16 protein-coding genes are annotated in these 16,518 nt (G+C 52.8%); 6 read left to right on the top strand and 10 right to left on the bottom strand.

The window, feature by feature from the left end:
- Positions 1–294: 294 nt before the first annotated feature.
- From G512_RS0110000 to G512_RS20680, 6 genes are all read right to left on the bottom strand, one after another.
- Positions 295–1,347, bottom strand: a complete 1,053-nt coding sequence (locus G512_RS0110000) for a branched-chain amino acid ABC transporter permease (protein ID WP_028481595.1) — start codon at positions 1,345–1,347, stop codon at positions 295–297.
- A 1-nt stretch (position 1,348) separates the two neighbouring features.
- Positions 1,349–2,380 (bottom strand): branched-chain amino acid ABC transporter permease, encoded by a 1,032-nt coding sequence (locus G512_RS0109995; RefSeq protein ID WP_028481594.1) that lies wholly within the window; start codon positions 2,378–2,380, stop codon positions 1,349–1,351.
- Positions 2,381–2,382: 2 nt separating this feature from the next.
- Complete coding sequence (locus G512_RS0109990; RefSeq protein ID WP_028481593.1) at positions 2,383–3,105, bottom strand: ABC transporter ATP-binding protein; 723 nt, start codon at positions 3,103–3,105, stop codon at positions 2,383–2,385.
- Positions 3,098–3,862 (bottom strand): ABC transporter ATP-binding protein, encoded by a 765-nt coding sequence (locus tag G512_RS0109985; RefSeq protein WP_028481592.1) that lies wholly within the window; start codon positions 3,860–3,862, stop codon positions 3,098–3,100. The genes G512_RS0109990 and G512_RS0109985 overlap by 8 nt, the downstream gene beginning before the upstream one ends.
- 75 nt (positions 3,863–3,937) lie before the next feature.
- On the bottom strand, positions 3,938–5,116 hold the full coding sequence (locus G512_RS0109980) for a substrate-binding domain-containing protein (RefSeq protein WP_028481591.1): 1,179 nt from the start codon (positions 5,114–5,116) through the stop codon (positions 3,938–3,940).
- A 58-nt stretch (positions 5,117–5,174) separates the two neighbouring features.
- Positions 5,175–6,086 (bottom strand): alpha/beta fold hydrolase, encoded by a 912-nt coding sequence (locus G512_RS20680; protein WP_051269198.1) that lies wholly within the window; start codon positions 6,084–6,086, stop codon positions 5,175–5,177.
- A 426-nt stretch (positions 6,087–6,512) separates the two neighbouring features.
- On the opposite strand from G512_RS20680, the gene G512_RS0109970 reads away from it, so the two are divergent.
- From G512_RS0109970 to G512_RS0109960, 3 genes are all read left to right on the top strand, one after another.
- A complete protein-coding gene (locus G512_RS0109970) occupies positions 6,513–7,919 on the top strand; it encodes a radical SAM/SPASM domain-containing protein (RefSeq protein ID WP_028481590.1) in 1,407 nt (468 codons plus the stop codon).
- Between the two features lie 28 nt (positions 7,920–7,947).
- Positions 7,948–8,256, top strand: coding sequence for a hypothetical protein (locus G512_RS0109965; protein WP_028481589.1), 309 nt, complete (start codon positions 7,948–7,950; stop codon positions 8,254–8,256).
- A 143-nt stretch (positions 8,257–8,399) separates the two neighbouring features.
- Complete coding sequence (locus G512_RS0109960) at positions 8,400–9,794, top strand: hypothetical protein (RefSeq protein WP_028481588.1); 1,395 nt, start codon at positions 8,400–8,402, stop codon at positions 9,792–9,794.
- A gap of 100 nt (positions 9,795–9,894) precedes the next feature.
- Here G512_RS0109960 and arcC read toward each other — a convergent pair whose 3' ends face one another.
- Together arcC and ptcA are read right to left on the bottom strand one after the other, a co-directional pair.
- Entirely contained in the window at positions 9,895–10,854 is a 960-nt protein-coding gene (gene arcC / locus G512_RS0109955; protein WP_028481587.1) for a carbamate kinase, read from the bottom strand.
- Between the two features lie 52 nt (positions 10,855–10,906).
- Complete coding sequence (ptcA, locus tag G512_RS0109950; protein WP_028481586.1) at positions 10,907–11,953, bottom strand: putrescine carbamoyltransferase; 1,047 nt, start codon at positions 11,951–11,953, stop codon at positions 10,907–10,909.
- 408 nt (positions 11,954–12,361) lie between these two features.
- Here ptcA and G512_RS0109945 point away from each other — a divergent pair, with 408 nt between their 5' ends.
- The 3 genes from G512_RS0109945 (at position 12,362) to G512_RS0109935 (ending at position 15,678) form a co-directional block, all read left to right on the top strand.
- Positions 12,362–13,771: an APC family permease gene (locus G512_RS0109945; RefSeq protein WP_028481585.1), complete on the top strand. Its 1,410-nt coding sequence runs from the start codon at positions 12,362–12,364 to the stop codon at positions 13,769–13,771.
- Positions 13,772–13,825: 54 nt separating this feature from the next.
- A complete protein-coding gene (gene aguA, locus G512_RS0109940; protein ID WP_028481584.1) occupies positions 13,826–14,917 on the top strand; it encodes an agmatine deiminase in 1,092 nt (363 codons plus the stop codon).
- Between the two features lie 98 nt (positions 14,918–15,015).
- The gene (locus tag G512_RS0109935; RefSeq protein ID WP_028481583.1) at positions 15,016–15,678 is read left to right on the top strand and encodes a TetR/AcrR family transcriptional regulator; all 663 of its coding nucleotides are present in this window, start codon (positions 15,016–15,018) and stop codon (positions 15,676–15,678) included.
- A gap of 47 nt (positions 15,679–15,725) precedes the next feature.
- Here G512_RS0109935 and G512_RS23130 read toward each other — a convergent pair whose 3' ends face one another.
- The gene (locus tag G512_RS23130; RefSeq protein ID WP_028481582.1) at positions 15,726–16,133 is read right to left on the bottom strand and encodes a phage holin family protein; all 408 of its coding nucleotides are present in this window, start codon (positions 16,131–16,133) and stop codon (positions 15,726–15,728) included.
- A gap of 2 nt (positions 16,134–16,135) precedes the next feature.
- The gene (locus tag G512_RS0109925; protein ID WP_028481581.1) at positions 16,136–16,462 is read right to left on the bottom strand and encodes a hypothetical protein; all 327 of its coding nucleotides are present in this window, start codon (positions 16,460–16,462) and stop codon (positions 16,136–16,138) included.
- Positions 16,463–16,518 lie beyond the last annotated feature (56 nt).

The following is a 16,518-nucleotide window of genomic DNA, read 5'->3' as shown; positions in this document are numbered from 1 at the left end:
ATCTCCTAGCCCCTTTTATGCGCCAATTTTCATATTGTCGCAATATCGTATTCATCGCATATTTCTATTTTATGCGTATTAGGGCATAAAATATGTTTATTGCGATCAGCGCATAAGTGCAATTTGGGGGGACAACAAACACCACGCCACCCAGAGCCTGCCAATCGGTCTAATGAAAGCCGTGCCGTAGATCCAATCCAGCAATGCATTGCATGCTTGGGACTTCAGCGCTCGGAACAATTGCACCCCGCAGAACCTGCGGGGTGCCAGCTCGAGACAGCAAGTTTCATCAGATCATCGGTTTGCGCGCAGCCGACCCACAATCCCGGTCGGGAAGAAGTACACCGACAGAACGAACAGCACGCCGAGCCAAAGCAACCATCGATCAGGATTAATCAGGTCTGGCAGGATCGGGATGTTCTGGAACATTTCGGCCCCGGCGCCCATCAGGTTCTGGAGGTAGTTGTGGGCCAGTACAAAAATTACGGATCCCAAAACGGCACCGTAAAGGGTCCCCATGCCGCCGATCACCACCATCAACAACACATCCAGCATGATCTCGAAACTGAGCGTGGTATCCGGCCCCACATACCGCAACCAAATGGCATAAAGACTGCCTGCCAATGCAGCCATGGCTGCCGATAGGCAGGTGGCAGTGGTGCGATAGAGAACCACCTTGTACCCAATTGCTTGCGCACGAAATTCGTTTTCACGAATGGCCTGCAACACCCTGCCAAACGGCGAGTTCACCACCCGAAGCAGCAGCAGGAACAACATCAGGCAGCTGAAAAACACCAGATAGTAATTGAGGATACGTCCATTAATACGCGTATCGAAGATTTCGCCCAGCCGGAAAGCAGGTGTCAGCTCCCGTGGAATACGATAGGTCAAGCCGTCTTCACCGCCAGTAATCTGAAAGAGCTGGCTGACCAGAACAGCCATGGCTGACGCAACAGCCAGGGTGATCATGGCAAAAAAGATTGCCCGCACACGCAAGGAAAACAGGGCAATAACCAGAGCGAACAACGCCGCCGCAGCCGCGCCAAGTACCGTGCCGGTTATCAAGGCCTCATAGCTGCGTCCCATATGAATGGAGGCAAGAGCAACGCCATACGCTCCCATGCCAAAGAACATGGTATGGGCAAAGCTCACGATACCCGTATACCCCAGAAGCAGGTCATAGGAAGCTACCAGCAAGATGAAAATGCAGATTGTGGCCGCAGTATCCAGAGCGCGCACCCCCGGAAAAAGAAACGGAGCGAACATCAACGCAACCAGTATAGCGCCAAGGAGCGCAGCCAAAACCGGGGAACGAGGCGTGTCGCCAGAGATCAAACGCGTCAACATATCATTTCGCCTTCACAACTGGCATCATGCCCTGCGGTCGCCACATGAGAATGGCGGTCATCAAAGCGATGTTTGAAACAAGAGCCAGCTTGGGTTCCAGAAACGCAACATAGTTTTGCAGCAGACCGACCAGCAAAGCGCCAATAAAGGCACCTTCCACTGATCCCAAACCACCAATGATGACTACGATGAAGATGAGGATCATCATGTTTTCGCCCATTCCGGCCGTGATGACCTGCTCATAAAGCGCCCACATGACACCGCCCAGACCTGCCAAGGCCGAGCCGGCAATGAAGACACCGACAAAAACCAGTCTCAACCGGTAGCCCAGGGCCTCCACCATTTCTCCGTTTTGCACCCCGGCCCGAACGATCAGGCCAATCTTCGTGTGCCGCAGCACGAGACGCATAGCGATGAAAATGCCAAGGCCAATCACCACCGCGAGAATTCGGTACTTTTCCAAAGCCGCGCCAAAGAAGGTGACAGCGCCGCGCAGTGACTCCGGCCGCAACAGGAAAATCTCCTCAGCCCCCCAAATCACATGGATCAACTGCTCAAGGACAATCAACGCGCCAACGGTGATCAGAATTTGCTTGAGGTGTGAGCCGTAAACAGGACGCACAATCGTGCGTTCAAATGCCCAGGACACGGCCCCCGCAAACAGCATTGCCGCCAGGATGGCCAGGCCAATGGCCCCTACATTGAGCGCCAGCGAGGCCGCTTCCGTCCAGCCGCTGAGCCAGAACAGAACACTCACCCCCATGTACGCCCCGAGGGAAATGAACGCGCCATGGCCAAAGTTGATGACATCCATCAGACCGAACACGAGCGTAAGACCTGAAGCCATTATGAAAATCATCATGCCCATGGCAAGGCCAGAGACGGTTAGTGTCAACCAACTGGACGGCGCCCCAATGGCAGCAAAGCCTGCAGCAATCAACACGGGGACCAGCAGATAGGGGGCACTTTGTCCCAACCGATCACGCCACCCCAAACGCGCAAAAACGGGATTATGTTCAGGTGCAATGGTCATCGTCAGTGCGCCTCCATGCTCAAGCCCATCAGTCGCTCTTGAAGCGCGCTGCTTTCGGCCAGTTCCGCCATGGCACCGGTCCAGACCACCACACCGTCATCCATGACCACTGCCTGATCTCCCAGCGCTTTGGCCACCGAAAAATTCTGCTCCACCATCAATACCGTGGCGCCTTGCTGCTTCAATGTACGCAGCGCACCAACCATGGTGGAAATAATGGCAGGTGCCAGACCTTTTGTGGGCTCATCAATCAGGTAAAGTTTTCGGTCCTCAATCATGGCACGGGCGATGGACAACATTTGTTTTTGCCCGCCGGAAAGCGCCCCCGCCTGAGACTTCCAGAATGTTCTCAGCGCGGGAAACGCGGAGAACAGCCATTCAAGGCGGGCAGGATCCGGCATGCCGTTGGTTGCGGCCAACACCATGTTCTCTTCAACACTCAGATCGCCGAAAATGCCCATATCCTCCGGTACAAATCCTATTCCGGCGCGGGCGCGCGCAGAAATCGGGGCACCTGTGATATCTGCACCATCGAACGTCAGCGTGCCCTCCTTGGCCTGCCAAAGTCCCATGATTGTGCGCAGGCTCGTGGTTTTTCCAACACCGTTGCGCCCTAAAAGCATGGTGACCTGACCGCGGGGCACCGAAAAGCTAACGCCCTTCAAGATGTGATATTGCGCTATGTCCGTCCTGATATTTTCAAGGGACAACAGGGCATCAGACATGTTCAAGCTCCTTGCCCATGTAGGCTTCCTGCACGATGTCCGAGGCCATTACTTCCGCTGGCGGGCCGTCTGCGGCCAATTCCCCGTTGTGCAGGACAATAATCCGATCCGCGAGAGTGCGGATTACATCCATCTTGTGTTCGACCAGCAGGATGGTCCGATCGCTGTCATGTTTGAGCTCGCTGATCAGATCCAGCACCACGGGCGCCTCATCCATGCTCATGCCCGCGGTTGGTTCATCAAACATGTAAACAAGCGGATCCAACGCAATAAGCATGGCAACTTCCAACTTGCGCTGGTTTCCGTGGCTTAACTCGCTCACCTTTTGATCTCGCAAGGTATCCATGCGTACTCGCTCCAGAACGGCCATGGCTGCACGGGTCACTTCAACATGAGCGCTGGCCATGGAGAACAAACTGAATCCCTTGCGCTGGCGCGCCTGCATTACAAGCGCCACATTCTCCAAGACCGTTAACTGCGGGAACAGATTGGTCAGCTGAAACGCACGGCCCAAACCGCGCTGACAGCGATCTGCAACGCTGACGCGTGTCACATCCTCACCCAGCAACCGAACGCTGCCAGCGGTAGGGCGGATTTGACCCGAAATCAGATTGAAGTATGTGGTTTTTCCGGCACCATTCGGGCCTACAATGGCTGTAAGTTCGCCTGCGTGAAATTGGCAACTCACGTCATTTACAGCCAAATGCCCGCCAAAGCGCACAGAAAGGCCCTCGGTTTCCAAAAGGGTTTGTGTCATGTCGGCTTTGTCCCTTTGCCTGCGCCGTCAGTGGCTACAGCATCTGCAACCACTAACGAGGCAGGCTTTTCAGGTTTATTCGGTGCGAACAGGCACGGACATTTCATCCATGGTGATTTCGCGCACCAAGATGGGCACACCGTAATCCTTGTCTTCCTGCACCTCCGTGCGGAAGTGATACATGGACTGAAGTGCTTGATGATCTTCCGGCCGGAACATCATCGTCCCTTTTGGGGTTTCCCAGCGCATGCCTTCCATGGCTTCGATAAGCGCTTCGGTATCATCAGACCCGCCGGCTTGCTGGATCGCTTCCACCAGAGCCAGACCAGCAGCCATTCCACCTGCAGTAAAGAAATCCGGCGGTGTTCCAAAGCGCTCGTAGTGGGTTTTGACAAGCCAATCGTTGATGGGATTTTCGGGGATCTCGTAGTAGTAATAGGTCGCGCCTTCAAGCCCCGGCAGTTCCTTGTAGGCGGTAAGCGCAGGCAGGATGTTGCCTCCGGTTGCGATTTCAATCCCGAAGCGGGAAGGGTCCATCGCGTTCAACTGGCTCATGGGATTACCCCCACCTGCCCAGATGATGAAGAGCAACTTACGCTCTGCCTCAACATCATTCATCGCTGTGAAGATGCGTTCTGCTGCTGCGGTAAAGTCTGTCGTGTCGGTAGGTACATACTCTTCATGGGCAACGTTCGCACCAGTCTCGGACAGAGCCTCACGAAACGCGGCAACACCATCCCGGCCAAAGGCGTAGTCTTGAGCAAGGGTCGCCACCACGGTGCCTTCCCCGCCAAGCGCGACAGCGTTTGCAATGGCATCTTGAGACGAGTTTCGCCCGGTCCGGAAAATGTAACGGTTCCAGTTGGAACCAGTAATGGAGTCGGCAACAGCAGGCTCAACCAGCAGCAAGCGTTCATATTCCTCTGCGACAGGTAGCATTGCCAAAGCCACACCGGAACTGACCGGACCAACGGCAATGTGCACATCGTCATCGCCATAAGCCTCGGCCAACAATGAGCGTCCGCGTGCAGGATCCAGCTGGGTGTCGTATTCCATCAACTTGATGGGCTCACCATTGATTTCCATGGTGCCATCCGTCGCGTATTCAAGTCCCAGCTTCAGACCGGTATGGCTTTGGGCCGCATACGCCTCAAGCGGGCCAGTCTTGCCGTATACATGACCGATGCGGATTTCCGCAGCAGCTGAGCCAGTCAAGGCCACTGCGCAGGCCAGTGCGGTAATAATGCGTTTCATTTCCGGAACCCTCCCGTATTTTTCCGGTTGTTTCTGTCATCAGGCCAATTGCTTGACCTCAGTTCTCGGCTATCGCCAACGCCTCCCTTTGCACCTCCAGCGCACTTATGATGTCGCGTACAATCTGGATATCTTCCGTCCGACTAAGCGTTGGGGCATGGCCGCAGTCCTCCCACCATGTCACCTTCGGCTGGGGCCCGGTGGTACGCATGCGCTCTGCTATCGCCGTAAGCAGGATGTCAGAGGTCCGCCCACCCAGCACATGCACCGGTAGTGACAGCGTTTCCCAACGGTCCCAACTCACCAGTTCCGCGTCGTTGTCTTCCATCATTTGAACAATGGCAGGATCAAAATGAGTGGTAAGCGTGCCATCCGGCAAACGTCGGGCAGAGGTAAACGCCATACGGCGCCAAAACACATCAGATGCCGGCCCGAAAGGCGCATAAACCGTCCGCAGCGCCTGTTCCAACTCACTTACCGAAGAGAACGCCGGTGGCGTTTTGGAGTAGCTGAGAATTCGCTCTATTGCCTCTGTCGGAATCTCGGGGCCGATATCGTTGATGATCAACCAGGAAAGACAATTCTGCCCACTCATGGACGCAATGCGCATGCCGATGAGCCCGCCCATGGAGGTTCCCAACCAACCGACACGCTGGAACCCGTAGGATTTAATCAGTTGAACAGCAATATCGGCATAATGAGTGATCGTATACTGGGTCGCAGGTTCACGGGCCCAGGTTGAAAGGCCCCGTCCGATCGTGTCTGGACACAAGACGAACCAGTCCTGCGACAAAGCAGCGGCCAGTTCATCGAAATCACGTCCTGTGCGGGCAAGACCATGCCACATAATAAGTGGCGGATTGCCGGGCTTACCCCATTCGGTGACGTGAATTTCATGACAATCGATTGGTACAAGGCGATGATTGGGTGCACGTCCTTCGACGCACGAAACAGCTTCTGGAAAATGCATAAATGGCCCCCTCGGCGAGAGAGGCTAGTCCAACTTCTGGTAGCATTCAATGAGCGCTGGATAAGCATAAAGTTGGATCTCATACTGTTGTGATCCCGTTTTCTTTCAGCAAGCTAAGTATATAAATGAAGACAAAACATAGACCTGAGTAGAACAGAGAGCACGCCGCGCTTTACTGGGAATTCCCAGGATGCTCAACAGCGTAAGAAATGCGCTCGGCATGTTTCCGCCTGTGGTTGTTCCAGATTTTTTCAAAATATAAATCGATCTGAAACACTATTTAACAAATATAAAACAAGCATATTCATAACCCATTTTCGATGAAATAATTGCGTCTTTCAAATTGACGCATGTCAATAAAAATGATTATCGTCGACTTATCCTAGGGGAATACGAATCCGATTCTTATTGATCGGGAGGTTACCCATGTTGACGAAGCCCAGACTTCAGATTCATCAAGATAAAAACGCGCCACCTGTTACTGGTCTGCAAGCATCCATCTACAACTTTAGATTTAGTCTTGGAGAAGTATCTGGCGCGTGTTTGCTTTACAATTCCAGAACAAATGCTGTCCTTCGCATCTCAAAACAGCTCGCGGCGCAGCTGGACAATGCTCTGGACGCTTCGCCAATTACGATGGAGGCCCTCACCAAAAGGCTGCACGCCGATCTTGTGGAAGCACTTAATTCCGGTGGTTTTGTTGTTGATGCCAGCCTCGATGAACGGCGACTGTTGAAGGCCATGGACCAGAACGCCCGTTTTGGGAGTGCCAGGCTTGCGCTCACAATCGCCCCAACCTTGGCCTGCAACTTCCGTTGCCCCTATTGCTATCAGGACCACAAATCTCGGCACATGAACGCGGAAGTAACGGAGCGCATCAAATCTTTTGTGGGCAAGCAACTTCGCTATCTGAGCGACTTTTCCGTGTCTTGGTACGGCGGCGAACCACTCCTGGTGAAAGACCGGGTTTTGGACCTGCAACGCTACTTCTTTGAAGCCTGCAAGGAAGCCAACGTGAACTTCGGCAGCTCCATGATTACCAATGGATATTTGCTGGAAGAGGAACTTGCACGCACACTCAGCAACACAGGCGTATCCTTTGTTCAGATTACACTTGATGGGGCCGCTCCATCTCACAACAAGCGGCGTAAACTGAAGAATGGCCGAGGGACGTTTGATCGCATCTATGAAAACCTGAAGACCGCCAGTCAATACTTCGAGCGCATCAGCCTGCGGGTCAACATCGACAAGACCAACCCTGAGGATCTCGATATCATCCGCGACATGGTGGCCAGCGATGGCTTGTCAGACAAAGTCTACGTGTATCCGGGAAAGGTTGATGCCGTAACTGACGCGTCTCGAGCCTATGCCGAGAACTGTTACACGCGCCGGGAGTTTGCAGAATACGAAGTGCAAAGAGGCATGGAGGCGCTGACCAGGGGCCAGGATATTGAAACCTTTCCCAGACTTGGGAACGGGTGCGGGGCCATTTGCTCAAATGCATTTGTGATCGACCCTGATGGATACCTGTACAAATGCTGGAACGATGTGGGCGAACGAGATGCTTGTGTCGGGCAGCTCAGTGAGCAGGGGGAAACGTATCGCCCTCAACTTGCACAATGGGAGGCATTTGATCGCTTTGAAAGCGAAGAATGTCGGGCTTGCCCCTATCTGCCCCTATGCATCGCTGGCTGTTCTTATGAGGAGATAGCCCATGGCGACGCAAGCCATAAGTGTACAGAGTTTCGCTGGAATCTGGAGGAAATCGTAAAGTTGAAATATGTCAGCGATCTCCGGCACAGACTCCAAAGCGAAGGAGGTGCCTCCGTGTGAGGTGCAGGGCAAGCAAAGGAGACGGGACATGACAGACGCAAAACTCTCCAAGGAACTCAGTGATTTTCTCGATACATTCGAAAACGAAATCGATGAAAAGCTTCGCGACGCAGGCCTGAATGACTTCATCTGGGTCAGAGATCCGGAAGTGGACCCCGGCGAAACCATCAGAGGCAACTGCGCTCCGCAAGCCAGCTGTGGTGCGGACCGCTGCAAGAGCAAGATTGATATGTGCACGGTCAGATATTGCCACCGGAGGCATCTGTGCGCGGTCAACTGCCAAGTTGCGCAGGACTGCGCGCCGAAAGGCAGCTATTGCCACGGAAAACAGCTCTAGCGGCAAAGGCCGAATGAGCGGCCATGGCTACTTGAACGGGCGCCCCGAAGTAAGGGGCTCCTTCAGAAAAACACAAGGATGGCAGATCCCCTCGACGCTTGACCCGATCTGCCATTCCTGCCTCAAGTCGCGCGAGGTTCACCATGACCATAGGGATCACGAACCCAATCCTGAAAAGCAGCCCGGCGACATCCTCTCGAATTGGCGTGAAACCATTCATTATTGCGGAAAGGGCTCTCAAACCGCTCTCAGAAGCCAACATGTATGAGGCGCGTCATGATCGTGACCGATACCTGTCTCTTGATCTACCGCCAGCACTTCGTGACCTCGGCATCAACGTCTCGCACCAAGAGAGCAGGGGTTATGCAGCACTGCGTCAACTTTCCCTTGCCCCTCCACAGGCTATGGAAGACCTGACTGGTGTGTTTCTGGAGAAGATTGCCAAAGACCTTCCCGTTCCCCTCAAGGCGGAGTTTCAGGCCATATGTTCAGGATTTTTGCCAAGCTTTGCCGCAATTGAGCGGGAAAGCGGTTTTACTGCGGCGCCCGATCGCGCCGGTACACTGGCTTACGCCTTGTATCAGGGGGCCCCAGAAATAGATGAGGCACTGGCCTCCAGCGATCCTCAGTTCCACCGAAGACTCAAAAACCGAGTAGAAACATTCAAGGACAAGCATCTAAGGCTGGCGAAGTTCCTCTATGGCCGGCCGTGGCATGAGGGGCAAAGCCTGAGCGATGTCATTGCCCGCTATTGGGCCCGCTATTTGCGTGCCCCAGCGCCTGTCAGCGACGTTGCCATTACACAGCGTCCTCTGGGCTTTCCCGATGCTTTCTATGAACCCTCCTGGTTCGACTGGGGGCAGGGCCTTTTTCAAACGCTGCCGGCCACCACACCCGAGCTGCAAAGGCCTGACCTTTCGGCTTTGCAAGACTTAGATTGCACCGTGGATTGCGTTCTTGGAAACCACCAAGACCCGGCTTGCCGGTTGGTTTCGTGGAACATGCTTCCCGACTTGCCCTTTTTTCGGAAAGAGCCCACCATAACGCTGGACGTTGGTATTCCGCTTCTCGCAATTGCGGAAATTCTCTGCCACGAAGCCACGCACGACCTATATCATCTGGTAAACGCACCCGCGATGCAACATAGCGCAGAGGGCGCATTGGCCTGGATTCACTCACCGGTGCTGAATGAGGGGTTTGCAGAGTACCACACTGGAGAATGCCTCAAGGCAGTCTTTCAAAGCCATCCCGAACTGGCGATGCTGCATTATCTGCGACGGATATTCCAGGCTCAAGAAGACCAGAATGACGCCCATGTAACCGGCTTTTCCCTCCTGAGCGGGCTGGCAACCCGTATGAGTGTCCGCGATCCAGTAGCAGTTGCCCATGAATGTGAGGCACTATTCAACGGCTACCGCAATGTAATGGCAACACCCTTCCTGGGCCTCATCTGGAATGCCAAGAACCTCTTGGATAACTGTGGCATTGAAGCCATCGAGTTTCCCGATCGCGACTTCCTTATGGAGATGCTGCAGTGACCAACAGCGAAATAAAAGCCGGCTTTGATTTTGGCAGGAAAAAGCCAGGCCCTGAGGGATTAGGCCTGGCAGTCGGAGGACCACGCGTTGAATTGAGTTTTTATGCAACGCTGGGGAGGACGTCCTCGTAGTAAATCAGGTCGTTTGGCACATCCGGTTTGACAATTGTCCCGGCCTTGCCCTCGAGAATTTCCGCCGCTTGGTTGAGAGCACCAATTGCCGCTATTTTACCGGTTTGACGGACGAACTGGCATACCGCCTCAACTTTTGGCCCCATAGATCCAGGCGGAAAGTCGAACCGCTCCAATGCGTCCGGTGTAGCAAAATGAATATCCCGCGAGCCCGGACGACCGAAGTCTGTTGCAACGGCTTTCACATCGCTAAGGATAAGGAATGCGTCTGCATAAATTCCTTCGGCCAGCAGCCGGGAAGCTCTATCCTTGTCAATAACCGCTTCTACACCATGCAAAACCCCATCTGAACCGCGTGTAACCGGAACCCCACCACCGCCACCGCAAATCACCGTGGCATCAGTCTTGTCGATCAGATTCCGTAGAGAAGCCAACTCCAATATCTCGATAGGCTTGGGGGATGGCACAACACGGCGCCAATAGTTGCCATCTCGCCGCAATACCCAATCAGGATGCTCCGCCTCGACAGCCGCCCGCATTTCTTCACGATAGATAGGGCCAACATATTTACTTGGATTTTCAAAGGCCGGGTCATTGGGATCGACAACAGTTTGCGTGGATAACGTGCAGACTTCACGACCGGGCATCGCATTACGCAGCTCTTGCTCGAACATGAAGCCAATCAATCCTTGGGTTTGGGCACCAAGCGCGTCCAAAGGATAGGCCTTCACATCCTTGTAAGCCTCACTCATCAAAGCTAGAAGCCCAACTTGGGGGCCATTCCCATGATTAAGGACCACTTGATGATGCTCTGCCAGTCGCGCGATTGAGCGAGCGGCCTCCTGGATATTGCGACGCTGGACATCGCACTCGAGAGGTTCGCCGCGTTGAAGGATGGCGTTGCCACCCAGTGCTACAACAATTCTCATGTCAACCTTCCTGAAAGGGTGACGATGCGGATGATCGCCACCACACTAGGTTTCAGAGTTTTTCAAGAAAGCTCTTGATGCGAGTTTCGAATTCCTGAACACGCTCCTGCGTCGGTTCCTTCACGTCCTTGTGGGAGAAGTAGACCAAGAGCGCCATTTGTGCGGACAGTCGGTTTTCCGCCTCATCGAATATGACCGAACGAGGTCCATCCATGACCTCACGCGTAACTTCCCGCTGATCGTTGGCCGGGAGGCAATGCATGAAAATTGCATCCGGTCCCGCAGCAGCCATCATATCTTCAGTAACGACATATTTCGGCATAAACGCTGCTAAACGCTCTTCTTTTTCATCTTCCTGACCGAACCAGTAGAAGCTGTCAGCAACAATAATATCGCACCCCTCAACCGCCGCGACGTCGTCAGTTATTGTGAGTTGACCTCCGGATTCGTTGATATTTTCCAGTGCGATTTCGCGCCATTTGGTTGGTGCCTGGTATTTCTCTGGACCGATATGCTTGAAGTGCATTCCAAATTTTGTGCAGGCAAACATCAGTGATGAGCAAACGTTGGTTGCGTCACCCACAAACGCAACGGTCAGATCGCTCAAATTCTTTCCTTTGGGCAAGTGTTCTTGCATCGTGAAAAGATCTGCCATGATTTGGGTCGGATGCAGCCAGTCACAAAGTCCGTTGATCACTGGGACTGTCGAATACTTAGCAAGATCTGCAACTGTTTTATGGTCATCCACTCTGGCCATTATGACATCCACCATCCGCGACAAAACGCGTCCGGTGTCAGCCAAACTCTCTTTGGAGCCTAGGTGAATGTCCTTTGGCGACAGGAAAAGACCATGTCCGCCAAGAATAGTTGCGGCAGTTTCGAAAGAAACGCGAGTCCTGGTCGAAGGCTGTTCGAAAATCATCGCCACAGACTTGCCTTTGAAAAGCTGCGGCACGGCGTTTTCACGGCGCGCATCCTTCAGCAGCCTCATCAAGTCGAGTATGTCCTCCAGTTCTTTTCTTGTGAAATCCTGGGTGGTCAAAAAGTGGCGGAGATTACTTTTTTGCAGGTTTGTGGCGCTGGAACTTGGCTCTTTCATTTTGTTGCTCCTAGTAGTGCCGGCATTCACCGGACCATCAATATCAGAAGCATGGGGCGCCCCAATCTCGGCGACACCGTGCTATATCACAGCTACACCGAATCGATATTTATCGACATTGATAATAATCAATAACTCGATAAATATCTTTTTAGCGCCTTGGAATTGCAGATATTCTTTATATTTTTTCAAATTATCGTCGCTATAATGCAAATTAGACTGCGCATTGATGAATTATAGATAGATTTATGTCGGTATTTGACATTTCTCAAAGGCGATTTTTATCGGTCGTATATCATCCTTTTGAGGATGAGGTGTCCGCCGCTATCGTCTACCGGTTAGTAATGAGCTCATGGGCATGCACAGACACCGGCGTCCTTTTGAACACTCGTCATAAGGAGACGAAAGATGAGTACTTCTGGCTCTGAGAAAAGAATGGGCTTACCCAGTTTAACGCTATTCAGTGTCTGTGCGGTTTTGGTAGTTGATGGATTGACGGCATCAGCGTCGATTGGGCCGTCGTCCATTACCTGGTGGCTGATCACGCTGATTTTGTTCGTAATACCCTACGGTTTAATCTCGTCGGAACTGGGCACAACCTACCCGGATGAAGGAGGTATCTACGATTGGGTAAAACGAGCCTTTGGCTACAAATGGGCAGTCCGAACAACCTGGTACTATTGGATCAACGTGGCACTGTGGATGCCCGCGGTCTACATAATGTTTGCTGGCATGTTTGCCGAACTGTTCTTCCCCGGAATGAACCTGTGGCTCCAGATCGTTATTTGTCTCGCGTTGACCTGGCTAACCGTTTGGATTTGCAATGTCTCCGTTGATACGGGTGTTTGGGTTGTCAACCTGGGCGCACTCTTCAAGGTTCTCGTTATTCTGGTTCTGGGAATAGGCGGCGTCTGGTTTGCTGCAAGAAATGGCATTGCCAACGAGTTTTCCTGGAAGACCATGGCCCCCTCAGTCGATTCAGGCCTGGGTTTTCTACCCGTTATTGTCTTTAACCTTCTCGGGTTTGAGCTGATCGCCACAATGGGCAAGGAAATCCGCGATCCACGCAAAGATGTCCCGAAATCCATACTGATCGCAGCAGCTTTGGTTACCGGCCTTTATGTCTTTGGTACCATTGGCATTTTGATGGCGCTTCCAGTTGCTGAAATTGGACTGGTTGCCGGGATTGTCCAAACATTGAAACTGCTGTTTGGGCAGGGGTCTTTTGGCCAGTTCATGGTTTATGCAATCGGCATTCTGACATTGTGCACTTTCCTGGCCAATATGGTTACTTGGACCATGGGCGCGACCCGCGCTGCCATGGAGGCCGCTCAGGCAGGGGAATTGCCAGCACCCGTCGCAAAAGAGCACCCTGTACATCGCACACCGATCGGCGCGAACGTCATTACCGGTCTTGTCTCCTCTGCTGTCATTCTGATCTATGGTCTGTTTGCAGGCGAAAGCGACGAGTTGTTCTGGTCAATTTTCGCATTCTCTTCCTGCATCTTCCTGCTGCCGTACATTTTCATGTTCCCAGCGCATTTGAAGCTGCGCGCATCCCAACCCGACGTTGAGCGGCCATATCGAGTGCCAGGAAGTTTTGGCGTTCAGGTTGTGATCGTTGCGGTCTGTCTTTTCTTCATTGCGCAGGCGGTCGTCCTGTTCGTTTTCCCGGACCTGCCCATCGGTAGCATCGACTGGTCTTACAGCGCACCGGTTTCCATTGGCGTGATCATCACCATCGGCATTGGGGAATGGATTTTGAACGGTGCGATCAAACGGCAAAAGATCGAAAAAGGCGCGGAAGTCAAGAACTGATGATCAAGTTCAAAGCCGGAGAGCCATACTGTCCGGCTCACTATGGAGCGAAAAATGACTGTCACACATACTTCAACGCCACGCGAAGATGGCTTCAGAATGCCAGGTGAATTTGAACCGCAGGCTGCTGTTTGGATTACTTGGCCTGAACGCCCCGACAATTGGCGCGACGGTGCGAAACCGGCTCAAAGAGCTTTTGTTGAAGTTGCGAAGGCCATTGCCGAGGAAACACCCGTTTTCGTTGGTGTTAGCGCAGCGCAGTTTGCAAATGCCCGCACACGCCTCCCAGCACACATCAGAGTTGTCGAAATATCTACAAATGACTCCTGGGTGCGCGACTTTGGACCATCTTATGTTGTAGATGGCAAAGGGCAGCGTCGCGGCGTGGACTGGGGTTTCAATGCTTGGGGCGGCCTCGTGGATGGGCTGTACTTCCCTTGGGATCTGGATGATCAGGTAGCACAGAAAATCTGCGAGTTTCATGGGGACGATCACTACAGGGCGCCAATCATTCTGGAAGGCGGATCCATTCACGTGGACGGAGAAGGAACGCTTTATGTAACCGAAGAGTGCCTTCTCCACCCAAGTCGCAATCCAAGCCTGAGCAAGTCGGAATTGGAGGGTGTATTAAAAGACTATCTTAATCTGGAAAAGATCATCTGGATTCCACGCGGCTTATACAACGACGAAACGAATGGTCACGTTGATAATCTGATACACCTTGCCAAGCCCGGAGAAGTCATTCTCTCCTGGTGTGAGGACCCCAAAGATCCGCAATATGAGATTTCGAGAGAAGCTTTTGAGGTGCTTTCATCTGCGACGGATGCAAAAGGACGCCAGCTCAAGATACATAAACTCCACGTTCCGGGCCCCCTTCACATGACGGCTGAAGAGGCGGCCGGTATCGATCCGAGTGATGGCATGGAGCGCGAGGCTGGCGAACGACTTGCGGGATCGTACGTCAACTTCCTTATCACCAATGGACGCATAGTCATGCCGTTGCTTGACCCTGCATGGGACGATAAGGCAAAACAGACACTTGAGGGCATTTTCCCGGATCATAAGGTCGTCGGGGTCGAGGCACGGGAAATACTGCTTGGTGGTGGAAACATTCATTGTATCACACAACAGGTGCCCGCTGTCTGACACTTATGTGTTCCGCATGATCATATGCGTTTAACACATTACAATTGAGAGGCTGGGTCTCGCACGTCGTGAGATCCAGCTTGAACGTTAGGGTAAAAATGACCAACACTCGTGCTTCAAAAAAAACCGGAAGGCCAAAGCGGAGAACTCAGGCTCGCAGTGTTGAACGAAAACGCATTATTCTCGACGCAGCATCAGAGCTCCTCGAGACGACCCCGGTTGGCGACCTATCGCTTTATCAGGTAGCGGATCTGGCAGGTATTCCACCATCGTCAGTCTATCATTTCTTTCCGAAAATAAATGCGCTTCTTTCTGAACTTGCGGAGGAAATATTCGAGGACTTCGATAAAACCCTCGATGAGCCGTTGAACTACGCTGAAATAAACAACTGGCGCGATATCACGATCGAAGTAGAAAAGCGTTTTGTTGATTACTACAGACGGAAGAAATACGCACGTGACTTGATACTTGGGCAACACCTGATCAGTACGATTAGTCATGCAGATTATTTGCATGACGATGTTCTCGGAAAACGTATCTTCGGTTTTCACGAACGTTTGTTTGTTCTTCCTCCGCTACCTGCAGATCGCAACATATTTGCGATCGCATTACAAATCGCGGACAAGATCTATTCCATCTCACACCAAGAGCACGGGAACATCACGGATACAATGGCCGAAGAGGGACAGAGGGCTGCCGTCGCTTACCTCAGTTGTTACTTGCCGGAGTACCTTGTCAAAAAACCAAGCGCGCTTGAGTAAAGGTCGCGGGTCATCCCCTGTCGTCGCTGATGCTACGAACTGTCAGCTTACTTCCGGCTCAGAACAAACGCACTCAGAGCGGTCAAGGCCAAGAGAGCGGGGGCGCCGAGAGGTGATGGACTTTGGCCAGTTCCAACCACATTGGAGGACGGCTGAGCGCTTCGGGCCGGCGATCTGCTTGCTGGGTAACCGCTATTAGATTTCCCGCGGATCAAGACAACACACAGAGCTGAGAGGGCCGCAATAAGGGTAAGTGCACCAAGGATCAGACATGAGGCAACCGGTCCGTAAACTTCGCTCAATGCCATGAACGCCGCTGATATGATGAATCCATAGCTGGTCAAAGCCAGCAGGCCCAAGCCGAGCGCGCAAAGGCAAGCTTTCAAAAGCTGCCTCTGCGCTCGTCTCACCTCAGCTCTTGCCAGGTCGATGAAAGGTGAGAGTAACCCGAACATGATTACTTCCGTGATAGCTGTGCGAGAACAAAACCGACGCCCGCTGCAATGCCAAGCGACAGATACGGCTTGCTGCGCAGTTGATTAACAACCGCGTCATCCAGCGTGTGAGCCTGCTCCCCAATAACCGCAGCAGCTTCGTGTGATTTGGCAGCTACATGATTTGCCGCTTGCTTGGCGCGCTCCGACCATTGTGGTTGAGGAGATCCTTGATCCTGCAACATGGCGTTCGAGATTTGTTGCAAGCTCTCATTAATGGTGTCGATCTGTTTCTGAAGGTCTTGTTGTGTGGAGTTGTGTTCGCTGCTTCTATTCAATGTACTAGACATGGCGTAACTCCTTTTCTGCTTGTTACACCTGAATAATGCAACAGCACAAATTAGGT

The organism is Pseudovibrio exalbescens DSM 16456 (assembly GCF_000422785.1).
GTDB lineage: Bacteria > Pseudomonadota > Alphaproteobacteria > Rhizobiales > Stappiaceae > Pseudovibrio > Pseudovibrio exalbescens.
Note: the sequence above shows the minus strand (reverse complement) of the source record. Positions and strands in the feature narration are given on the sequence as shown.